The 22,207-nt window shown below is 62.1% G+C and carries 14 protein-coding genes; 8 read left to right on the top strand and 6 right to left on the bottom strand.

The window, feature by feature from the left end; all coding sequences use genetic code 11:
- Nucleotides 1-105 precede the first annotated feature (105 nt).
- Both rlmKL and FW796_RS24315 read left to right on the top strand, forming a co-directional pair.
- Entirely contained in the window at nt 106-2,370 is a 2,265-nt protein-coding gene (rlmKL, locus tag FW796_RS24310; protein ID WP_446440180.1) for a bifunctional 23S rRNA (guanine(2069)-N(7))-methyltransferase RlmK/23S rRNA (guanine(2445)-N(2))-methyltransferase RlmL, read from the top strand.
- A 136-nt stretch (nt 2,371-2,506) separates the two neighbouring features.
- A complete protein-coding gene (locus FW796_RS24315) occupies nt 2,507-4,906 on the top strand; it encodes a sensor domain-containing diguanylate cyclase (RefSeq protein WP_404938830.1) in 2,400 nt (799 codons plus the stop codon).
- Between the two features lie 45 nt (nt 4,907-4,951).
- Here FW796_RS24315 and dacB read toward each other — a convergent pair whose 3' ends face one another.
- Entirely contained in the window at nt 4,952-6,412 is a 1,461-nt protein-coding gene (gene dacB / locus FW796_RS24320) for a D-alanyl-D-alanine carboxypeptidase/D-alanyl-D-alanine endopeptidase (protein ID WP_346631834.1), read from the bottom strand.
- Between the two features lie 234 nt (nt 6,413-6,646).
- On the opposite strand from dacB, the gene FW796_RS24325 reads away from it, so the two are divergent.
- Nucleotides 6,647-6,991: a YggL family protein gene (locus FW796_RS24325; RefSeq protein ID WP_102863834.1), complete on the top strand. Its 345-nt coding sequence runs from the start codon at nt 6,647-6,649 to the stop codon at nt 6,989-6,991.
- Between the two features lie 191 nt (nt 6,992-7,182).
- On the opposite strand, the gene FW796_RS24330 is transcribed toward FW796_RS24325, so the two are convergent.
- Nucleotides 7,183-8,373 carry a benzoate/H(+) symporter BenE family transporter gene (locus FW796_RS24330; RefSeq protein WP_346631833.1) on the bottom strand — a complete coding sequence of 397 codons (1,191 nt, stop codon included), beginning with the start codon at nt 8,371-8,373 and terminating at the stop codon, nt 7,183-7,185.
- Between the two features lie 318 nt (nt 8,374-8,691).
- On the opposite strand from FW796_RS24330, the gene FW796_RS24335 reads away from it, so the two are divergent.
- The 3 genes from FW796_RS24335 (at nt 8,692) to FW796_RS24345 (ending at nt 11,575) form a co-directional block, all read left to right on the top strand.
- Entirely contained in the window at nt 8,692-9,456 is a 765-nt protein-coding gene (locus tag FW796_RS24335; protein ID WP_025128787.1) for a GntR family transcriptional regulator, read from the top strand.
- Nucleotides 9,457-9,642: 186 nt separating this feature from the next.
- Entirely contained in the window at nt 9,643-10,593 is a 951-nt protein-coding gene (locus FW796_RS24340; protein WP_404938834.1) for a LysR family transcriptional regulator, read from the top strand.
- Nucleotides 10,594-10,741: 148 nt separating this feature from the next.
- Complete coding sequence (locus tag FW796_RS24345; protein ID WP_346631831.1) at nt 10,742-11,575, top strand: nucleoside-binding protein; 834 nt, start codon at nt 10,742-10,744, stop codon at nt 11,573-11,575.
- A gap of 82 nt (nt 11,576-11,657) precedes the next feature.
- Here the strand turns inward: FW796_RS24345 and guaD are convergent, their stop codons facing one another.
- The 4 genes from guaD to xdhA form a co-directional block, all read right to left on the bottom strand.
- Nucleotides 11,658-12,962 (bottom strand): guanine deaminase, encoded by a 1,305-nt coding sequence (gene guaD, locus FW796_RS24350; protein WP_346631830.1) that lies wholly within the window; start codon nt 12,960-12,962, stop codon nt 11,658-11,660.
- Between the two features lie 23 nt (nt 12,963-12,985).
- Nucleotides 12,986-13,828 carry a xanthine dehydrogenase accessory protein XdhC gene (gene xdhC, locus FW796_RS24355; RefSeq protein ID WP_446440181.1) on the bottom strand — a complete coding sequence of 281 codons (843 nt, stop codon included), beginning with the start codon at nt 13,826-13,828 and terminating at the stop codon, nt 12,986-12,988.
- A 96-nt stretch (nt 13,829-13,924) separates the two neighbouring features.
- A complete protein-coding gene (gene xdhB, locus FW796_RS24360) occupies nt 13,925-16,324 on the bottom strand; it encodes a xanthine dehydrogenase molybdopterin binding subunit (RefSeq protein ID WP_346631828.1) in 2,400 nt (799 codons plus the stop codon).
- On the bottom strand, nt 16,317-17,771 hold the full coding sequence (gene xdhA, locus FW796_RS24365; RefSeq protein WP_446440182.1) for a xanthine dehydrogenase small subunit: 1,455 nt from the start codon (nt 17,769-17,771) through the stop codon (nt 16,317-16,319). The genes xdhB and xdhA overlap by 8 nt, the downstream gene beginning before the upstream one ends.
- Before the next feature lie 266 nt (nt 17,772-18,037).
- Between xdhA and FW796_RS24370 the strand changes: the two genes are divergently transcribed.
- Nucleotides 18,038-18,697, top strand: a complete 660-nt coding sequence (locus FW796_RS24370) for a GntR family transcriptional regulator (protein ID WP_346631826.1) — start codon at nt 18,038-18,040, stop codon at nt 18,695-18,697.
- 2 nt (nt 18,698-18,699) lie between these two features.
- Nucleotides 18,700-22,188, top strand: a complete 3,489-nt coding sequence (smc, locus tag FW796_RS24375) for a chromosome segregation protein SMC (RefSeq protein WP_446440183.1) — start codon at nt 18,700-18,702, stop codon at nt 22,186-22,188.
- Nucleotides 22,189-22,207: the final 19 nt, after the last annotated feature.

Below are 22,207 nucleotides of genomic sequence, written 5' to 3' on the forward strand. Positions count from 1 at the left end.
CACAGTTTCGTGCCACACGAGCGCTCTTGAAGAAAAGCGCTTGATTGAAAACCGAACGGGCGATGCGTTGTCCGTTCACTTATTGCTAAAGGCCCTGGTACTCCCATGTCGGATCGTTACGAACTCTTCCTCACCTGTCCCAAAGGCCTTGAAGGCCTGCTGATCGAGGAAGCCGTCGGGCTTGGCCTTGAGCAAGCGCGTGAGCACACTTCTGCCGTGCGCGGCATGGCTGACATGGAGACGGCCTATCGGTTGTGTCTGTGGTCGCGCTTGGCCAACCGGGTGCTGCTGGTCCTCAAGCGCTTTCCAATGAAGGACGCCGAGGACCTCTACCACGGTGTGCTGGATGTCGACTGGCAAGACCATATGCTGGCCGATGGCACCCTGGCGGTGGAGTTCAGCGGTCACGGTTCAGGCATCGACAACACCCACTTCGGCGCCCTTAAGGTCAAGGACGCCATTGTCGACAAGCTGCGCACACCTACTGGTGAGCGTCCTTCGGTGGACAAGCTCAATCCGGACTTGCGCATCCACCTGCGCCTGGATCGCGGTGAAGCCATCCTGTCCCTGGATCTTTCCGGCCACAGCCTGCACCAGCGCGGCTACCGCCTGCAGCAAGGCGCCGCGCCGCTCAAGGAAAACCTGGCGGCGGCGATCCTGATCCGCTCCGGCTGGCCACGTATCGCCGCGCAAGGCGGAGCACTGGCTGACCCGATGTGCGGTGTCGGCACCTTCCTGGTGGAAGCGGCGATGATTGCCGCGGACATTGCCCCCAACCTCAAGCGCGAGCAGTGGGGCTTTACCGCCTGGCTCGGCCATGTGCCGGCGCTGTGGCGCAAACTGCACGATGAAGCACTGGCTCGGGCCCAGGCCGGCTTGGCCAAGCCACCGCTGTGGATTCGCGGCTACGAGGCCGATCCACGATTGATCCAGCCGGGTCGCAACAACGTCGAGCGCGCCGGTCTCAGCGACTGGATCAAGATCTACCAGGGCGAAGTGGGCACGTTCGAGCCGCGCCCGGACCAGAACCAGAAAGGGCTGGTGATCTGCAACCCGCCCTACGGCGAGCGCCTGGGTGATGAAGCCAGCCTGCTTTACCTCTACCAGAACCTCGGCGAGCGCCTGCGTCAGGCCTGCCTGAACTGGGAAGCGGCGGTGTTCACCGGCGCCCCGGACCTGGGCAAGCGCATGGGCATTCGCAGCCACAAGCAGTACTCGTTCTGGAACGGCGCCTTGCCGTGCAAGCTGCTGCTGATCAAGGTGCTGCCGGATCAGTTCGTCACCGGCGAGCGTCGCACTGCCGAGCAGCGTCAGGTGGAACGCGAGCAGGCCCAGGCCGCTGCTGACGAAGCGCCAGTGCGCCAGTACAACAAGAACGGCAACCCGATCAAGCCGGCTCCGACCCCGGCTCCGGTGGTCGAGCAGGCCCGCCTGAGCGAGGGCGGGCAGATGTTTGCCAACCGTCTGCAAAAGAACCTCAAGCTGCTGGGCAAGTGGGCCAAGCGCGAAGGTGTCGAGTGCTACCGGGTCTATGACGCCGACATGCCGGAATACTCCCTGGCCATCGACCTGTATCAGGACTGGGTGCACGTTCAGGAGTACGCGGCGCCCAAGTCGGTGGACCCGGAGAAGGCCCAGGCGCGTCTGTTCGATGCCCTGGCGGCGATTCCCCAGGCATTGAACGTGGACAAGAGCCGGGTGGTGATCAAGCGTCGCGAGCGTCAGAGCGGCACCAAGCAATACGTGCGCCAGAGCGCCCAGGGCCAGTTCACCGAAGTCCGCGAAGGCGGAGTCAAGCTGCTGGTGAACCTGACCGACTACCTGGATACCGGGCTGTTTCTCGATCATCGGCCGATGCGCATGCGCATTCAGAAAGAGGCTGCCGGCAAGCGTTTCCTCAACCTGTTCTGCTACACCGCCACCGCCAGTGTGCACGCGGCCAAGGGCGGAGCCCGCAGCACCACCAGTGTCGACCTGTCGAAAACCTACCTGGACTGGGCGCGACGCAACTTCTCCCTCAACGGTTTCTCCGACAAGAACCGTCTGGAGCAGGGCGATGTGATGGCCTGGCTGGACAGCTGCCGTGACGAGTTCGACCTGATCTTCATCGATCCGCCGACCTTCTCCAACTCCAAGCGCATGGAAGGGGTGTTCGACGTCCAGCGTGACCAGGTGCAGTTGCTGGACCTGGCCATGGCCCGCCTGGCCCCGGGTGGCGTGCTGTACTTCTCCAACAACTTCCGCAAGTTCCAGTTGGATGAGAACCTCGCCGCGCGCTATCAGGTCGAGGAGATCACGGCGAAAACCATCGACCCGGATTTTGCCCGTAACAGCAAAATTCACCGCGCCTGGAAAATCAGCGCCCGCTGATGGCCGGATAAGTCCCCAAAGCCCGTTTTTTCGGGCTTTGGGGGCTGTTTAACGCTGGTCAAATTAATGGCTAATAGCTATAACTCACACCAAGTCCGGATGACACCCAAACTCGCTGGCGTGATGAGTTCTACTTATGCCGTTGCATGTGGTACGCCCGAAAATCCTGGGTTTCATTAGTGAAGAAGTATCTGCCTGGCTAGTGGCCGTGCTGGTGTTGCTTGCGGGCAGCATTCTCACCGGGCTGCTGGCCTGGTCCACTTACAACCTGAACAAACAGCAGCTGCGCCAACGCTTTCAATTGCTGGCCAGCGAACGCTACAGCCGTATCGAAGAGCGCTTTCAAGACCAGGAGCAACGCCTGGACGGTTTGCGGCGTTTCTTTGTTAATTCCGATCTGGTAACCCGCCAGGACTTCGATGGTTACGCCAAGCCCTTGCTGCGGCGCACCCAGGCCTATGCCTGGGCGCCTCTGGTGAGTCGTGCCCAGCGGCCGGCGTTCGAACAGGCGGTGCGGGATCAGGGCGTTCCGGGGTTTACCATTCTGCAATTGAACGCCAGCGGCCAGATGGAGCCGGCGGGTGAGCAGGAAGACTTTGCCCCGGTTCTGTATAGCCAGACCCAAAGCCCTCTGGGCTCGCCTCTGGGGTATGACTTGCTGGCCCAGCCTCAGCGCCGGGCTACTCTGGAGCGGGCCAGGGAGCTCAACGGCCTGGCGGTTTCGCCGCCTTTGCATCTGGTTGCCGTGGACCCTGCCTATGCCCGGGGTGTGCTGCTGGCGGCGCCGGTCAGGCGACCCCAGGACAGCCCCTTGCCCCAGGCCAGGCCCTACGGTTATGTGCTGGCGGTGATCAGCCTGCGGCAACTGGTGGCGGACGGCTTGCCGGTGCCGGCCAGCGATAACCTGTCGGTGCGGATTCTCGATCTGTCCACCGAGGGTCAGCACGAGGTGCTCTATGAATCGAACAATCCACCGATCACCAGTCACCTGACGGCCAGCCGCCTGCTACGCCTGGCGGACCGGGATTATCAGGTAGATATTCGCCCCAGCGCGGCGTTCCTGCATGCCAACCACTCTTCCCTGAGCAGTCTGGTGATTCTCGGTGGCATGCTCAGTCTGCTGCTCAGCGCCTTGCTCTATGTGCTGGTGAGCCAGCGGCAACGGGCTTTGGCCCTGGTGGAGCAACGCACTGGGGAGCTGCGCAGTCGCGAACAGGAATTGCGTGGCACTCACAGTCAGTTGCGTTGCGTCCTCAATGCCGCTACCCAGGTGGCGATCATCGCCACGGACCTGCGTGGGGTCATCAGTACCTTCAATGCCGGGGCCGAGCAGATGCTCGGCTACAGCAGCAGTGAAGCGGTGGGCCACCTGACCCTGGAAAGCCTGCACCTGCCCCAGGAGCTGGAAAGCTGGGCCCAGAGTCTTACCCAGCGCTATGGCAAGGCGATTCCGGTGTCTCAGGCCATGCTGGTGGAAGAAGGCCTGGCCGGTGGCCATGAGGCGCGGGAGTGGACGCTGGTCAGGCGTGACGGCAGCCACCTGCAAGTGAATATGCTGGCGACTCCGGTGCTGGATGACCAGGGGCTGTGGATCGGTCACCTGGCCATCTGCATTGACATCACCGAGCGCAAGCGGGTGCACGAAGCCCTGGCGGCAAGGGATCGCCTGTTGAAAAGGCTCAGTGCCCATGTTCCCGGAGGGATCTACCAGTTCAAGCTGGATGCCGCCGGACACGCGAGCTTCACCTATGCCAGCGATGGCATTCGCGAAATCTACGAGATCGAGCCGCAGTTGCTGCAGGAGAATGCCGAGGCGGTGTTCGAGCGTATCCATCCCGAGGATGTGCAGCGGGTACGCAAGTCGATCCAGGTTTCCGCTCAGCAGCTCAGTCCGTGGCGCGAGGAGTACCGGGTCTGCCTGCCGCAACGGGGGCTGCGCTGGATGCGTGGCGCGGCGACCCCGGAAAGCCTGAAGGGCGGCGGGGTGCTCTGGCACGGCTATATCTCGGACATTTCAGACCTCAAGCGGGTCGAGGAAGAGTTGCGCGCATTGTCGGTGACCGACTCCCTGACGGGCATTCACAACCGGCGCTATTTCCAGGAACAGTTGCAGAATGAAATGCAGCGTCTGGAACGTGTCGGAGGCGATATGGCGGTGATCATGCTGGACATCGATCATTTCAAGCGGATCAACGACCAGTACGGGCACGGAGTGGGGGATCAAGTGTTGCGGGGGTTGTGTGCTCGCATTGGCGGGCGTCTGCGGCGTACCGATGTGTTCTGCCGCCTCGGCGGTGAGGAGTTCATGGTGCTGTGTCCGGGCACCAGTGCCCAGCAGGCGCTGATCCTGGCTCAGGAACTGTGGCAGGGACTGCGCAGCTCGCCGATCGAGCCGGTGGGCAGTGTCACCGCCAGCTTTGGCATTGCCAGCTGGCGCGAAGGCGAGGGGGCGGATGGCTTGCTGTTGCGGGCCGACTCCGGGGTCTATGCCGCCAAGCAGGCCGGACGCGATCGAGTCCAGCCAGAGCTGCCCTGATCGCTGACAGTGGCGGAGCGGGGCCGCCACTGTCGGAACAGCGAGTTACAGAACTGATGCGCTGGTGGCCAGTTTTGGCTGGCGATACAGATCCAGCAGCACCTGATCCAGCACCGAAGAGGCGCCGAAGGGGCGTGGATCGTTGAGGATCGCCACCACCGCCCAGGTGTTGCCGTTGTCGTCGCGGCTATAGCCGGCGATGGCGCGCACGGTGTTCAGGGTGCCGGTCTTGATGTGGGCCTCACCGGACATGGCGGTACGCTTCAGGCGCTTGCGCATGGTGCCGTCCATGCCGGCAATGGGCATGGAGCTGATGAACTCGGCGGCGTAGGGGCTCTTCCATGCCGCTTGCAGCAGGCCGGCCATTTCTCGGGCGCTGACCCGTTCGGCACGGGACAGGCCGGAGCCGTTCTCCATCACCAGATGCGGCGCGGTGATGCCTTTTTTCGCCAGCCACTGGCGCACCACGCGCTGGGCCGCCTTGGCGTCATCGCCGTCGGCTTCGTTGCGGTACTTGGCCCCCAGGCTCAGGAACAGCTGCTGGGCCATGGTGTTGTTACTGTATTTGTTGATGTCGCGGATGATCTCCGCGAGGTCCGGAGAGAAGGCACGGGCCAGGACCTTGGCATCCTTGGGGACTACCGCGAGGCGGTCCTTGCCCTGGATGCTGCCGCCCAGCTCGCTCCAGATCGCCCGCACCGCGCCGGCGGTGTAGGTGGCATGGTCCAGCAGCGACAGGTAGGTCTGGGAGCTGCAGCCATCACCGAGCTGGCCGCCAACGGTGACGATTACGCTGCCATCGGCCTGGGTCACCGGGTTGTAGCGAACATCGCCAGTGCACTGCTTGGTGTTGACGGCCTTGACCTGGTTGTCGATGCGGATCTTGGCGATCGGCGGCTCCACCGACACCAGCACCCGGCCGGAATCATTGCGGGCGACGAAGCGTAGGGCCTTGAGGTTGACCATCAGCGCGTCAGGCTTGACCAGGAACGGCTTGTTCTCGTCGTTGCCGTCGTCATTGAACTCCGGCAATTGCGGTTGCACGAAGTAGTTGCGGTCCAGCACCAGGTCGCCGGTGACTTGCTGCACGCCATTGGCCCGCAGGTCACGCATCAGCAGCCAGAGCTTCTCCATGTTCAGCTTGGGATCGCCGCCGCCCTTGAGATAGAGATTACCGTTGAGAATCCCACCGCTGAGGGTGCCGTCGGTGTAGAACTCGGTCTTCCATTGATGGGTCGGGCCGAGCATTTCCAGGGCCGCGTAGGTGGTCACCAGCTTCATGGTGGAGGCCGGGTTGACCGAGACATCGGCGTTGAAAATCGTCGGTGTGCCAGGGCCGTTAAGGGGAATCATCACCAGCGACAGGGCGTTGTCCGGGAGTTTGCTGGCTTTGAGGGCTTGTTGAACCTTGGGGGTCAGGGTGGTGTTGACCGGAGCCGCGGAGACAGGGAATGCCAGGGGAAGAAAAACACTGGCAAGCAACAGAGGACGCAACGATTTGATCATATGAAGTGGAACCCTGCAGTCGAGGGGAAAAAAGGCGAGGGCATGCAGATAAAATCCCTCAGTGGTCATGAAAGTGTCGGCATTATGCCCCAAGGTATAGCGGCTTGTGCCGTGCCACGGGCCGCCAGGGCGGTATTTTTTTTACCAATGGCGGTCCTGCATCCTCATAGAGTCAGGCAATCGCCCGCCTAAACTGGTAAAGTGCCGCCCGTTATTACTTATGAGGATTGTTCCATGGCCACTAACCGTTCCCGCCGTCTGCGCAAAAAACTCTGCGTAGATGAATTTCAGGAGCTGGGTTTTGAGCTGAACCTGGATTTCAAAGAAGATCTGGCTGAAGAAGCTATTGACGCTTTCCTCGACGCGTTCCTCAAAGAAGCGATGGAAGCCAACGGTCTGGGCTATGTCGGCGGCGATGACTTCGGTCTGGTTTGCCTGAGCAAGCGCGGTTCCGTCAGCGAAGCACAGCGTGCAGCTGTTGAAGCCTGGCTCAAAGGCCGTACCGAGCTGACCAGCGTTGAAGTCAGCCCGCTGCTGGACGTCTGGTACCCGGACAACGCGATCAACCCAGTCGCGTGATGTCATGCATGAGCGGCCCGTCCGGGTCGCTCATGCGTTGTTGCCCCAGGGCAACCTGTCGATTTTCCCCTTTGTATCCTTGCCTCTGCCACGGGCCAGCCCCGGGTTTTGTCGTGGGCGCTATTCGCCGGCAGGCCGGCTCCTGCAGCGGGCGCCGGTCTGTGTAGGAGCTGGCTTGCCAGCGAAGCCCATCAGGCGCTGCGCCAATTCAGAATCATCAAGGTCACCACCCCCGCGACAATTCCCCAGAATGCCGAGCCAATGGAAAACAGCGTCAGCCCCGAGGCCGTCACCATAAAGGTGATCAGCGCCGCTTCTCGCTCCTTCACTTCACTCATGGCGATGCTCAAGCCGTTGATGATCGAGCCGAACAGCGCCAGGGCGGCGATGGACAGCACCAGTTCCTTGGGCAAGGCCGCGAACAGTGCGGCCAGGGTGGCGCCGAAGACCCCGGCGATGCCATAGAAAATTCCGCACCACACTGCGGCGGTGTAACGCTTGCTGTGATCTTCATGGGCGTGGGGGCCGGTGCAGATCGCAGCGCTGATGGCCGCCAGGTTGATGCCGTGGGAACCGAACGGCGCCAGCAGCAACGAAGCCAGGCCGGTGGCGGTGATCAGTGGCGAGGCCGGAACGTTGTAGCCGTCGGCGCGCAGCACCGCGATCCCGGGCATGTTTTGCGAGGTCATGGCTACCACGAACAGCGGAATACCGATGCTGATGGTGGCCGCCAGGGAGAAGTGTGGCGTGGTCCAGACCGGGGTCGCCACTTCCAGGTGGAAGCCACTGAAGTCCAGCAAGCCCATCAGCCCGGAAAGTGCAGTGCCGATCAGCAGGGCCGCGAGAACGGCATAACGTGGCGACAGGCGCTTGACCACCAGGTAGGTGAAGAACATGCCCAGTACCAGACCAGTGCGGTGCTGGGCCGCCACAAAGATTTCACTGCCGATCTTGAACAGGATTCCGGCCAGCAGGGCGGCGGCCAGGGACGCTGGGATCTTTTTCACCAGGCGCTCGAAGCTGCCGGTGAGTCCGCAAATGGTCACCAGGACCGCGCAAGTGATGTAGGCGCCAATGGCTTCGCCGTAAGTCACCCCCGACAGGCTGGTGATCAGCAGGGCGGCGCCGGGTGTGGACCAGGCGATGGTGATGGGGGTGCGATAGCGCAGGGACAGGCCGATGCTGCACACCGCCATGCCAATGGAGATGGCCCAGATCCAGGAGGAGATCTGACCACTGGTCAGGCCGGCGGCTTGCCCAGCCTGGAACATCAGCACCAGGGAGCTGGTGTAGCCGGTCATCATGGCGATGAAACCGGCGACTATGGCGGAGGGCGAAGTGTCCGCTAGGGGGCGTAATTGCGCGTGGGTGGCATCGGACATTACTGCTATTCCTTGTTCTTGAAAGACGCAAACCCCACACCCAGCTAACGCTGCTTGCAGCCTGCGCAAGCAACGAGCCGGTAATAGGGTTCAAGGTTCAAGCCTAAACTTAAAAGCAACTTTGCATTGCAATACAGCCGTGACTACAAATAGCCGTACAGTCGTTGAATAAGTGGTGGGGCCGGTAACACTTTTTGCTAATGATCCCCAGCGGTTGTGTACAATGTGCCCCTGTTTTAACGCGATACTTGCCAGCGACCCACCGTGGCGTATTAAAGTCACGCCGAAATCGCCGCAGTCCTCCCGACCCGAGTGCCCATGAACGAACAGTTGCAACCTCTCAAGAAACAACCGCGAGCAGGCAAAGCCGGTCGCAGCGGAACCCAGGACGATATTGTCTACGCGCACATCTTTGAGGCCATCCTCGAGCAGCGCCTGGCGCCCGGCACCAAGTTGAGTGAAGAGGCGCTTGGGGAAATATTCGGAGTCAGTCGGACTATCATCCGCCGTGCATTGTCGCGGCTGGCCCATGAAGGCGTGGTCCTGTTGCGGCCCAATCGGGGGGCGGTGGTTGCCAGCCCGAGCGTCGAGGAAGCCCGTCAGGTATTTCTCGCCCGGCGTCTGGTGGAGCGAGCCATTACCGAGCTGGCGGTCCAGCACGCCACCGCCGAGCAGTTGCTGGAGTTGCGGCAGATGGTCAACGAGGAGCGCGACAGCTTTTCCCGAGGTGATCGTGGTGCCGGTATCCGCCTGTCCGGGGAGTTCCACCTGAAGCTGGCGGAAGCGGCGAAGAATGCGCCGCTGATCAGCTTTCAGCGCAGCCTGGTGTCCCAGACGTCGCTGATCATCGCTCAGTACGAAAGCGGCAACCGCTCCCACTGCTCCTACGATGAGCACACTCAGCTGATCGACGCCATCGAGGCCCGAGACGGCGAGCTGGCGGTGAACTTGATGATGCATCACATGGATCACATCGACAGCAAGCTCAACCTGGACGAGGAAAGCGCCTCGGACGACCTGCATGCTGTGTTCTCGCACCTGCTGCAAACCAAGAAGCCGGGGCGGCCGACCGCCAAGCTGTAAGCCTCGATCAGACTGAAAATCCCTCGCTGCGTAACCCTATGCAGCGGGGGATTTTTGTTTGGCGGCGGGTCTGCCTGCTGAGTAGGAAGATTGTTTTATATTCTTGTGAGGATTGTATACAGTGCCTGCTTCGAGGCTCACGGCCGGCAATCGGTGCGCCTCTGGTCCTGCGAAAGGAGCCGCGGCATGATCGGTAGAACGCTACGCATTCATTCTTCCGCCATCCATTACTTCGATATGGTTCGCCGCTGTCACTCGATCCGCGAGGCCGCTCGGCGCCTGAATGTCGCGTCTTCGGCGGTAAACCGGCAGATCCTGAAGATCGAGGATGAAATCGGCGCGCCACTGTTCGAACGCCTGCCGGGCGGCTTGCGCCTGACACTGGCGGGAGAGGTCATGAGCCGTCATGTCAATCTGGTGCTGCAGGACCTGGAGCGGGTGCGCCTGGAGTTCGATGCCTTGCGTGGCCTCAAGAGCGGGCATGTGGAGATCGCCGCTGTGGAAGGCGCGACGGTGGACCTGCTGCCCTCGGTGCTCAAGCGCATGCGCGATCTCTATCCACAGGTGACCATCGGCGTCACGGTACAGGGCTCGCAATCCATTCCCCAGGCCTTGATCAACAGTCGTGCGGACCTGGGCCTGGCGTTCGCCCTGCCCAGGGCGCCGGAGATCCGTCCGTTGAGCGTCGGTCATTTTCGCCTGGGGGCCCTGGTCAGCCCCGATCATCCCCTGGCCGAGCGGGGCAGCGTCAATTTCGCCACTTGCGCCGAGCACGGGCTGATCCTGGCCAAGAGCGAGCTGTCGATCCATCACTTGCTGGCGCCGTTGCACAAGCGCCTGGGCCTGTTGGACAAGCCGCCCTTGCAGAGCAACTCCATGGAGCTGGCGCGGCAGATGGCCCGGCACAACATGGGGGTGGCCTTCCAGACCCGGGTCGGGGTCGAGGGCGACTTGAGCAAGGGAGAGCTGGTGCATATCCCGCTGAGCGACCAGGGTGGTATCTACAGCGACCTGGGGCTCTATGCCCGCAGCGGTCGGGATCTGCCCAGCGCGGTGGAGGCGCTGGCGCATCTGCTCGGCGAGGAGATCGCCATTCGCGAGCGGGCCGAGCGCGCCTTCGGCCAGCCAGTGCTCTGAGTCCATGGCTGTGGGCGGCTGTTGCCGTTTTGGCAGCGCGCTGATCGATATTCTGTTCTTTGGGCCCTGTGGTGCTTGTGCCGATACTGCGTGCGGACGGCAGCCAGCGAAGCTGCCTTACGCCACACCGCCACAGGACATAATAAAAATGAAAAAGGCATTACAAGGCGCAACCCTGCTGATGACATTGATCGGAGCAGGGGAAGCAGCCGCCCTGGAGTGGATGAACAACAGCGTCGGCTTTCGGTACGGCAAGGAGTTCACCAACCCGAACAATCCGCACTACATCAGCAAGCGCATCTACAGTTTCACCCACGCCAGTGGCTACCAGTACGGCAGCAACTACCTGCACCTGGACGTACTGCTCTCCGACAACGACGATCCGCGCAAGGGCACCAACAAGGGCAGTAGCGAAGTCTACGGCGTCTATCGTCACCAGCTCTTCGCGTCCCGGGTGTTCGATACGCCCCTGGGCACTGGCCTCGTCAAGGACTACGCGCTGACCCTGGGCTTCGATGCCAGCCGCAACAACAACCTGGGCTCGGCCAAGAAACGCGCCCTGGTCTTCGGTCCGACCCTGAAGTTCAATACCGTCGGCGTGCTGGACCTGAGCTTGCTGTACTACAAGGAAAACAACCATTCCGGCATCCCCGGGGCCAAGGACCCGGATCACACCTTCGACGATACCTACCTGCTCAACCTGGCCTGGATGCGCCCCTTCGAAGTTGGCAGTCACGCCGCCAAGTTCCAGGGCTTCGTCAACTACATCGGGGAAAAGGGCCACGACTACAACTACCGAGACACTGCGCCGGAAACCCTGGTGCGGACGTCGCTGATGTTTGCGGTGCTGCCGGGCAAGAACGTCAAGCCCAACCTGTACCTGGGCGTCGGCTACGAGTACTGGCACAACAAGTTCGGGGTGGACGGTGGACGGGGTACGCGGACCACGGCGCCGACCTTGAACATGGAAGTGACGTTCTAGTCTTCACCTGATCGCCTGGGACTCAGGCATGAAAAATCCCCCGTTCGATGTTCGGCGAGCGGGGGATTTTTCGTTTGCGGGGTTAGCGCTGGTGGACTGGCCGGCCGGCGGCGTAGGTTTGCAGCACGGTGCGATCATCTCCCAGGGTCATCAGCACAAACAGGGTTTCAGCGATGCTGTTGGCCTGCTTCAGGCGATAGCTGAGCAAGGGCGTGGCGTGGTAGTCGAGGACCACGAAGTCGGCGTCGGTGCCAGGGTGCAGGGTGCCGATCCGCTCTTCCAGGCGCAGGGCGCGGGCGCCGCCCAGGGTTGCCAGGTACAGGGACTTGAACGGGCTCAGGCGTGCGCCTTGCAACTGCATGACTTTGTAGGCTTCGTTCAGGGTCTGCAGCAGCGAGAAGCTGGTGCCGCCACCGACGTCGGTGCCCAGGCCGACATTGAGTTTGTGTTTTTCCGCCATGGGCAGGTTGAACAGGCCGCTGCCGAGGAAGAAGTTCGAGGTTGGGCAGAAGGCCACGGCCGAACCGGTTTCTGCCAGACGCGCGCATTCGTCGTCGCACAGGTGCACGCCGTGGGCGAATACCGAGCGCTCCCCCAGCAGTTGGTAGTGGTCGTATACGTCCAGGTAACCCTTGCGCTCCGGGAACAGTTCCTTGACCCATTCGATCTCCTGCAGGTTTTCACTGATGTGAGTCTGCATGTAGAGATCGGGGTACTCGGTCAGCAGTTTGCCGGCCAGGGTCAGTTGTTCCGGGGTGCTGGTCGGGGCGAAACGCGGGGTCACCGCGTAGTGCAGGCGGCCCTTGCCGTGCCAGCGCTCGATCAGTGCCTTGCTTTCCAGGTAGCCGGACTCTGCGGTGTCGGTCAGGTAGTCCGGGGCGTTGCGGTCCATCATCACCTTGCCGGCGATCATCCGCAGGTCGAGTTTCTCGGCGGCGGCGAAGAAGGCATTGACCGACTGTGGGTGCACGCTGCCGAACACCAGCGCGGTGGTGGTGCCGTTGCGCAGCAGTTCCTTGATGAAGATGTCCGCCACTTCATCGGCGTGGGCCTGATCGGCGAACTGGCTCTCACAGGGGAAGGTGTAGGTGTTCAGCCAGTCCAGCAACTGTTCACCATAGGCACCGACCATGCCGGTCTGGGGCAGATGGATGTGGGTGTCGATGAAGCCCGGGGTGATCAGGGCGTCGGGGTAATGATTGATCTGCACATCGGCAGGCAGGCCGGCAAGCAGTTCACTGGCGTGGCCGAGGGCGCTGATCCGGCCGTCCTCGACCACCAGCAGGCCGTCTTCGAAATACTCATAGGAGGCTTCGATTCCGACTTCGGCCGGGTCGGCGATGCTGTGCAGGATGGCGGCACGGTAGGCTTTGCGAGTCAAAGGCATGGTCGTTCTCAGTGTGTGGCTTGTCAGTTCGAAGTCTGGCTGCGGCGCGAGGCCGGCAGCAGTTTGGCAATGGGTTCGGCGCTGGCGCTGGACTGGCCGAAATGGGCGTTGTAGGTAGCAATGATCTCACCGGCAATGGAGATGGCGATTTCCACGGGCAACTTGCCTTTGACTTCAGCGAGCCCCATCGGGCAACGCATGCGCTGCAAGGTGGCCGCGTCGAAGCCGCGATCGCGCAAGCGGTGCTCGAACTTCACCCGCTTGGTCTTCGAGCCGATCAGGCCGAAATAGGCGAAATCGTTGCGCTTGAGCAGGGCGGCGGTCAGCTCCAGGTCCAGTTGGTGATTATGGGTCATGACGATGCAATAGCTGCCAGGCGGCAGGTTATCGATTTCCTCCACCGGCTCGTCGCTGACGATCTTGCGCACGCCCTGGGGAATCTGTTCGGGGAATTCCTGTTCCCGGGAATCGATCCAGCGTACCCGGCACGGCAGGCTGGCCAGGAGCGGCACCAGAGCGCGGCCGACATGGCCGGCACCGAATACGGCGATCTGCGCTTGCACCTGGCCCATGGGTTCGAACAGCAGCACCGTGGCGCCGCCGCAGCACTGGCCAAGGCTGGCGCCGAGGCTGAAGCGCTCCAGATGGGTGGCCTGCTGGCCGCTGGCGAGCATGTCTCGGGCGATCTGCATGGCCTTGTGTTCCAGGTGCCCGCCGCCGATGGTGTCGAAGGCCTGGGTGGCGCTGACGACCATTTTCGAACCGGCGTTACGCGGCGTCGAGCCGAGCTCCTCGATGATGGTCACCAGCACACAGGGTTCACCCTGGGTCTGCAGGTCGGCGAGGGCGCTGATCCAGTTGTACATGTTTACCTCGACATCTTGGTGGTCTGTTCAGGCTTCTGCGCCGGCAAGCCGGCTCCTACGGGCGTGAGGCAGGAGCAGGTTTGCCGGCGAAGGCCGTTACAGCGGCGCCAGCTCGACTTGCTGATCCGCGGCCCTGGTCACCTGCAAGCGACGCATCTGCTCGCAGCCCCACAACACTCGCTCCGGTGTCGCCGGGGCATCGATCTGCGGTTGATGGCGGTAGTCGCCAAGGCTGGCCACTGCGTCCTTGATCGCGCACCAGGCGGCGATGCCAAGCATGAACGGCGGCTCGCCCACGGCCTTGGAGTGGAACACTGTGTCTTCCGGGTTCTTGCGGTTCTCCACCAGCTTGACCCGCAGGTCCAGGGGCATGTCGGCCACCGCCGGGATCTTGTAGCTGGCGGGACCATTGGTCACCAGTTTGCCCTTGGCGTTCCACACCAGTTCTTCGGTGGTCAGCCAGCCCATGCCCTGGATGTAACCGCCTTCTACCTGGCCGATGTCGATGGCCGGGTTCAACGAGGCACCGACGTCGTGCAGGATGTCGGTACGCAGCATCTTGTACTCGCCGGTCAGGGTATCGACTATGACCTCGGCGCAGGCTGCGCCAAAGGCGAAGTAGTAGAACGGCCGACCCCGAGCCTGGGCGCGATCGTAGTAGATCTTCGGGGTCTTGTAGAAACCGGTGCTGGACAGCGACACCTGGGCGAAATACGCCTGCTGGATCAGTTCCTCGAAGGTCAGGATATGCTCGCGGACACGCACGTGGCCGTTGTGGAATTCCACATCTTCTTCGCTGACCTGGTACTTGCGCGCGGCAAACTCCACCAGGCGCGACTTGATGGTCTGCGCTGCGTTCTGCGCGGCCTTGCCGTTGAGGTCGGCGCCACTGGATGCAGCGGTCGGTGAGGTGTTGGGTACTTTGTCGGTGTTGGTGGCAGTGATCTGTACCCGCTCGATATCCACCTGGAACACTTCGGCCACTACCTGGGCCACCTTGACGTTCAGGCCCTGGCCCATTTCGGTGCCGCCGTGGTTCAGGTGGATGCTGCCGTCGGTGTAGATGTGGATCAGCGCGCCGGCCTGGTTGAGGAAACTGGCGGTGAAGGAGATGCCGAACTTCACCGGGGTCAGTGCCAGGCCCTTTTTCAGGATCGGGCTGTTGGCGTTGTACAGCCGTATGGCTTCGCGGCGCTCGGCATACTGGCTGCTGGCTTCCAATTCGGCAGTCATCTCTTCGAGCATGTTGTGCTCGACGGTCTGGTAGTAGTGGGTGACGTTGCGCTCGGTCTTGCCGTAGTAGTTGGCCTTGCGTACCGCCAGCGGGTCCAGGTGCAGGTGGCGGGCAATGGCGTCCATCACCTCCTCGATGGCAACCATGCCTTGCGGGCCGCCGAAGCCGCGATAGGCAGTGTTCGACGCGGTGTTGGTCTTGCAGCGATGGCCGTTGATGGTGGCATCGCCCAGGTAGTACGAGTTGTCGGAGTGAAACATGGCGCGGTCGACGATGGACGCCGAGAGGTCCGGTGAGCAGCCGCAGTTGCCTGCCAGTTCCAGCTGGATGCCGTGCAGGCGTCCGGTACTGTCGAAGCCCACGTCGTATTCGACGTAGAAGGGGTGGCGCTTGCCGGTCATCAGCATGTCTTCGACCCGTGGCAGGCGCATCTTGGTCGGCTGGCCGGTGAGGCGGGCGATCACGGCGCATAGGCAGGCGGGACTGGCAGCCTGGGTTTCCTTGCCGCCGAAACCGCCGCCCATGCGCCGCATGTCGACCACTATCTTGTTCATCGACACGTCGAGCACTTCCGCCACCAGTTTCTGCACTTCGGTGGGGTTCTGGGTCGAGCAGTAGACAATCATGCCGCCGTCCTCGGTGGGCATTACCGAGGAAATCTGGGTTTCCAGGTAGAAGTGTTCCTGGCCGCCGATGTGCAGCGTGCCCTGAATGCGGTGTTCGGCACTGGCCAGCGCGCCGGCCGAGTCGCCGCGCTGGTGGGTGTGGCTGTCCAGCACAAAGTGACGCTTGCGCAGGGCTTCCACTACGTCCAGCACCGGCTCCAGGTCTTCATACTCGATGATCGCGGCCATGGCCGCCTTGCGCGCGGTTTCCAGATCGTGGGCCGCCACCGCCAGCACCGGTTGGCCGACGAACTGTACGGTGTCGATGGCCAGCAGCGGATCGCCGGGCATCAGCGGGCCAATGTCCTTCAGGCCGGGAATGTCCTCGTGGGTGATGGCGATGCGCACACCCTCGAAGGCATAGCAGGGCGCGGTATCGATGCTGATGACCTTGGCGTGGGCTCGGTCCGACAGTCGCGCGTAGACGTGCAACTGGTTGGGGAATTCCAGGCGGTCGTCGATGTACTGCGCCTCACCGGACACGTGTTTGTCGGCGCTGTCGTGCTTGACGCTGCGGCCGACGCCCGTGGTCAGGTCCTGGTGAAACAGGGCCGTCAGTTCGGCTTGAGTCTTCTCGACTTTGTGATGATTAGACATAAGCGGTCACCCGGGTCTCGATGTGCGGTGTTTGCAGTTCGATGAAGTACTTGCGCAGCAGGTTCTGTGCACTCAGCAGGCGGTATTCCTTGCTCGCACGAAAATCCGAAAGCGGGGTGAAATCCTCTGCCAGGGCGGCGCAGGCGCGCTCCACCGTGGACAGGTTCCAGGACGCGCCAATCAGTGCGGTTTCACAACTCTTGGCTCGTTTCGGGATCGCCGCCATGCCGCCGAAGGCAATGCGGGCGTCGCTGACCACGCTGTTTTCAATCTGCAGGTTGAAGGCCGCGCAGACCGCGGAGATATCGTCGTCCAGGCGCTTGGAGACCTTGTACGCACGGAACAGCCGTTCGGCGCTGGCCCGGGGCACGATGATCTTCTCGATGAACTCGCTGTCCTGACGGGCCGTGACCCGGTAATCGATGAAATAGTCTTCCAGGGCCAGGGTGCGGCGTACTTCGCCCTTGCACAGTACGATTTGCGCGCCCAGGGCGATCAGCAGGGGCGGTGAGTCGCCGATGGGTGAGGCATTGCCGATATTGCCCCCCAGAGTGCCCTGGTTGCGGATCTGCAACGAGGCGAAGCGCTGGAGCAATTCGCCGAAATCCGGGTACTCGGCGTGCAGTGCGTCGTAGCAGTCGGTGAGGGCTGTGGCCGCGCCAATCTCCAGGCGATCGTCAAAGCGCTCGATGCGCTTCATTTCGGCAATGTTACCGACGTAGATCATCACCGGCAGGGTGCGGTGGAACTGGGTGACTTCCAGGGCCAGGTCTGTGCCGCCGGCCAGCAGCCGTGCCTGGGGGTAGGCGTCGTAGAGGTCGGCCAGGTCGGCCACGGTCAGCGGCACCAGGCAGCGCTTGTCGCCGCTGTTGAGTTCACCGGTGTCCTTGGGTGCGATGGCCTTGAGGCGACTGATGGTCTCGGTCTGGCGGGCGTCGAACTGATCGCTCTGCTGGCCGCAGCAGGCCTGCTCGGCGGCAGCGAGGATCGGCCGGTAGCCGGTGCAACGGCACAGGTTGCCGGCCAGGGCTTCATGGGCTTTGTGGGCGTTCGGCTCGCTGCTGTTCTTTTGCAGGGCGAACAGCGACATGACGAACCCGGGGGTGCAGAAGCCGCATTGTGAACCGTGGCACTCGACCATGGCCTGCTGCACGCTGTGCAGTTGGCCCTGGTGCTTGAGGCCTTCGACGCTGATCAGCTGTTTGCCGTGCAAGGAGGAGACGAAGGTCAGGCACGAGTTGAGGCTGCGATAGCGAATGGATTCGCCGCCCTGGGCATCCATCTGCAACTCGCCCACCACCACGGTGCAGGCGCCGCAGTCACCGCTGGCGCAGCCCTCCTTGGTACCGGGTTTTCCCAGATGCTCGCGCAGATAGTTGAGCACGGTCAGGTTTGGGTCCAGGGCGTGCTCGCTACGGAGTTCCTGGTTGAGTAAAAACTGGATCACGGAAGGCCTCGCAGACTCTTTATTGTTGTTAAGCGAACTGAGCCGAATTTAGTCATGTCTGACTTTTCGGTCAATGATTTTCTGACTTTGAGGTCAGGAATTTTCCATGCTCAACATTTCAAGTATGAACGGCATTTGAGAAACCCTTGAATCAACATCAATCTGCTTGTTTCATGCCAAATTCCCCTGTCGGGGCACTCCGCGATGATGTAGCAATTGCGCTACACTGCGCCGCTTGTGCCGATTAAAGATTTTGAAGGAAAACCATGACGTTCAAGGCGCCGGACAGCCTCGCCGAGCAGATTGCTCACCACCTCGCCGAACGTATCATTCGCGGGGATCTCAAGCCTGGAGAGCGCATCCAGGAACAGAAGGTCACCTTGGCCCTCAATGTCAGCCGTGGTTCGGTCCGCGAGGCCTTGCTGATTCTTGAGCGCCGCCATCTGATTGCCATCCTGCCGCGCCGTGGTGCTCATGTGACCGAGCTCACCGAGCACAAGGTCCGCAGTCTCTGCACCCTGATGAGCGAGCTGTACATCCTGCTGGGTAATTCGGTGGCCAGCGGCTGGGCGCAGCAGAGCGACATGACGCCGTTCCTGCAGATTCAGCAGCGCCTGGAGGGCGCCTACGAGCGCCAGGACATCCGCGCCTTCGTCGAGGACAGCTTCAGCGTGATGCGCGCGGCCTATCCTTTCGCCAACAACCCTTATCTGCAGGAAACCGTCGAGAACCTGCAGCCGGCCATGAGCCGTGCCTATTACCTGGCACTGGATCAGCGCAAGGCGTCGATGAGCGAGTACCTGGCGTTGTTCGAGCAGTTGCTGGCCGCGGTGCTGGCCCGTGATCTGGAGCAGATCCGCCAGGTGTTGACGGCCTACGCCCAGCGCAGCAGCGATCTGGTGGTGTCTGCGTTGGCGGATGCTTAAGCGTGCGACTCAAGTGCATCAAGCTGGCGGGGTTCAAGTCCTTCGTCGATCCGACCACGGTGAACTTCCCCAGTAACATGGCGGCAGTGGTGGGCCCCAATGGCTGCGGCAAGTCGAATATCATCGACGCCGTGCGCTGGGTGATGGGCGAAAGCTCGGCGAAAAACCTGCGCGGCGAGTCGATGACCGACGTCATCTTCAATGGCTCCACCAGTCGCAAACCGGTGAGCCAGGCCAGTATCGAACTGGTGTTCGACAACTCCGACGGCACCTTGGTGGGCGAGTACGCCGCCTATGCGGAAATCTCCATCCGCCGCAAGGTGACCCGCGACAGCCAGAACAGCTATTTCCTCAACGGCGCCAAGTGCCGCCGTCGGGATATCACCGACATCTTCCTCGGCACTGGCCTGGGGCCGCGCAGCTACTCGATCATCGAGCAGGGCATGATCTCCAAGCTGATCGAGGCCAAGCCGGAGGATCTGCGCAATTTCATCGAAGAAGCCGCGGGCATCTCCAAGTACAAGGAGCGCCGGCGCGAGACGGAAAACCGCATCCGCCGCACCCACGAGAACCTCGCCCGCCTGACCGACCTGCGCGAAGAGCTGGAGCGTCAGCTGGAGCGTCTGCATCGCCAGGCCCAGGCCGCCGAGAAGTATCAGGAATACAAGGCCGAGGAGCGCCAGCTCAAGGCGCAACTGTCGGCTCTGCGCTGGCAGGCATTGAATGAGCAGGTTGGCCAGCGCGAGTCGGTGATCGGTAGCCAGGAAGTCAGTTTCGAGGCCCTGGTGGCCGAGCAGCGTAATGCCGATGCTGCTATCGAACGCTTTCGTGACGGTCACCATGAATTGTCCGAGCGCTTCAATCTGGTGCAGGGGCGCTTCTACTCGGTGGGTGGCGACATTGCTCGGGTCGAGCAAAGCATCCAGCACGGCCAGCAGCGCCTGCGGCAGTTGCAGGACGATCTCAAGGAAGCCGAGCGTGCGCGCCTGGAGACCGAGTCGCACCTGGGGCACGACCGCACCTTGCTGGCAACCCTGGGGGAAGAGCTGGCCATGCTCGAGCCCGAGCAGGAGGTCACGGCGGCCGCCGCGGAGGAAGCTGCCGCGACCCTGGAAGAAGCCGAAACCACCATGCATGGCTGGCAGGAGCAGTGGGACGCCTTCAACCTGAGCTCCGCCGAGCCGCGGCGCCAGGCGGAAGTGCAGCAGTCGCGGATCCAGCAGCTCGAAGGCAGCATGGAGCGTTTGTCCGAGCGCCAGCGGCGCCTGGGGGAGGAGCGCGAGTTGCTCTCGGCCGACCCGGAAGACGCGGCGATCCTCGAGCTCAACGAGCAACTGGCTGCCAGCGAAGCAACTCTGGAAGACCTGCAAGCCAGCGAGGAATCCCAGGTCGAGCGCCTGGAACAACTGCGCCAGCAATTACAGCAGGCGACCCAGGCACAGCAGCAGGCCCAGGGTGAATTGCAGCGCCTCAATGGCCGGCTGGCGTCCCTGGAAGCCTTGCAGCAGGCTGCGCTGGACCCTGGCACCGGCACTGCAGAATGGTTGCGTGAGCAGCAGTTGGCCGAGCGTCCGCGCCTGGCCGATGGCATGCACGTGGAGGCGGGTTGGGAGCTGGCAGTGGAAACCGTGCTGGGTGCCGACCTGCAAGCGGTGTTGGTGGACGATTTTTCCAGCATCGATCTGGCCGGTTTCCAGCAAGGCGATCTGCGTCTGCTGAGCCTGCAGGGCGATGCCTTGCGCATCCCCGGCAGCCTGCTGGACAAGGTGGAATCCACAGTGGATCTGTCGCCCTGGCTGGGTCAGGTCAAACCGGTGGAAAATCTCGAACAGGCCCTGGCCCTGCGTGGGCAACTGGCAGCCGGGCAGAGTCTGATCAGCCGCGACGGCTATTGGGTCGGTCGGCATTTCCTGCGGGTGCGACGGGCCAGTGAAGCGGAGAGTGGCGTGCTGGCACGGGGCCAGGAAATCCAGCAATTGACGCTGGAGCGCGATGAGCGCGAAGCCAGTGTTGAAGCCCTGGAGAGCCAATTGCTCAACTTGCGGGCCCAGCAACGTCAGCAGGAGAACGGTCGCGAACACTTGCGTCGCCTGTTGCAGGACGAGGCTCGCCAGCAGGGTGAATTGAAAGCCAAGCTGTCCGCCGGCAAGGCGAAGGCCGAGCAGTTGAATCTGCGTCGTACTCGCCTCGATGAAGAATTGGTAGAGCTTGGCGAACAGCGTGAGCTGGAGCATGAACAGGTGGGCGAGGCGCGCCTGCAGTTGCAGGAAGCCCTCGACAGCATGGCCCTGGATACCGAGCAGCGTGAGTTGCTGTTGGCTCAGCGCGACAGCTTGCGCGAGCGCCTTGATCGGGTGCGCCAGGAGGCACGCCAGCACAAGGATCATGCTCATCAATTGGCGGTGCGCATGGGCTCCCTCAAGGCCCAGCATGATTCCACGCGTCAGGCCCTGGAGCGCCTGGAGCTGCAGTCCGAGCGTCTGACCGAGAAGCGCGAACAGCTCAGCCTCAACCTGGAGGAGGGCGAGGCGCCACTGGAAGAACTGCGCCTCAAGCTCGAAGAGCTGCTGGAAAAGCGCATGACCGTGGATGTCGAGCTCAAGACCGCGCAGATCGCCCTGGAAGATGCCGATCGCGAACTGCGCGATGCCGAGAAGCGCCGTAACCAGGCCGAGCAGCAATCCCAGCTGATCCGCGGCCAGCTCGAACAGCAGCGCATGGAATGGCAAGCCCTGACCGTGCGTCGCAAGACCTTGCAGGAGCAGTTGCTGGCCGATGGCTACGACCTGGACGGCGTGCTGGCGACCCTGACCGGGGAGGCCAGCGAGCAGGCCGCCGAAGAAGAGCTGGAACGCATTGCGGCAAGAATTCAACGTTTGGGCGCGATCAACCTAGCGGCCATCGACGAGTATCAGCAGCAGTCCGAGCGCAAGCGCTATCTGGATGCCCAGGACGCCGATCTGGTGGAAGCCCTGGAAACCCTGGAAAACGTGATTCGCAAGATCGACAAGGAAACCCGCAATCGATTCAAGGATACCTTTGATCAGATCAACGGCGGTTTGCAGGCACTCTTTCCAAAAGTTTTCGGTGGCGGCAGCGCTTATTTGGAACTGACGGGCGAAGATCTACTCGATACAGGGGTAACGATCATGGCGCGTCCTCCCGGGAAGAAGAACAGCACCATTCATTTGCTCTCGGGTGGCGAAAAGGCATTGACTGCATTGGCTCTGGTATTCGCTATCTTCAAGTTGAATCCGGCGCCGTTCTGCATGCTCGATGAAGTTGACGCGCCGCTGGATGACGCTAACGTTGGACGCTATGCAAGATTGGTTAAAGAGATGTCGCAGACTGTGCAGTTCATCTATATCACCCACAACAAGATCGCCATGGAAATGGCCGATCAGTTGATGGGGGTGACGATGCACGAACCCGGTTGTTCGCGGCTGGTAGCCGTGGATGTCGAGGAGGCGATGGCGATGGTGGACGCTTGAGTCCGTGCGACTAAGGCGA

The organism is Pseudomonas sp. 910_21 (assembly GCF_052850735.1).

Excerpts from the sequence above, each read along its gene's own strand:
- rlmKL (WP_446440180.1), top strand. The coding sequence starts at position 106 with ATGTCGGATCGTTACGAACTCTTCCTCACCTGTCCCAAAGGCCTTGAA.
- dacB (WP_346631834.1), bottom strand. The coding sequence starts at position 6,412 with ATGATCAAATCGTTGCGTCCTCTGTTGCTTGCCAGTGTTTTTCTTCCC.
- FW796_RS24335 (WP_025128787.1), top strand. The coding sequence starts at position 8,692 with ATGAACGAACAGTTGCAACCTCTCAAGAAACAACCGCGAGCAGGCAAA.
- FW796_RS24330 (WP_346631833.1), bottom strand. The coding sequence starts at position 8,373 with ATGTCCGATGCCACCCACGCGCAATTACGCCCCCTAGCGGACACTTCG.
- xdhC (WP_446440181.1), bottom strand. The coding sequence starts at position 13,828 with ATGTACAACTGGATCAGCGCCCTCGCCGACCTGCAGACCCAGGGTGAA.
- FW796_RS24345 (WP_346631831.1), top strand. The coding sequence starts at position 10,742 with ATGAAAAAGGCATTACAAGGCGCAACCCTGCTGATGACATTGATCGGA.
- FW796_RS24325 (WP_102863834.1), top strand. The coding sequence starts at position 6,647 with ATGGCCACTAACCGTTCCCGCCGTCTGCGCAAAAAACTCTGCGTAGAT.
- guaD (WP_346631830.1), bottom strand. The coding sequence starts at position 12,962 with ATGCCTTTGACTCGCAAAGCCTACCGTGCCGCCATCCTGCACAGCATC.
- FW796_RS24315 (WP_404938830.1), top strand. The coding sequence starts at position 2,507 with ATGCCGTTGCATGTGGTACGCCCGAAAATCCTGGGTTTCATTAGTGAA.
- xdhB (WP_346631828.1), bottom strand. The coding sequence starts at position 16,324 with ATGTCTAATCATCACAAAGTCGAGAAGACTCAAGCCGAACTGACGGCC.
- FW796_RS24370 (WP_346631826.1), top strand. The coding sequence starts at position 18,038 with ATGACGTTCAAGGCGCCGGACAGCCTCGCCGAGCAGATTGCTCACCAC.
- FW796_RS24340 (WP_404938834.1), top strand. The coding sequence starts at position 9,643 with ATGATCGGTAGAACGCTACGCATTCATTCTTCCGCCATCCATTACTTC.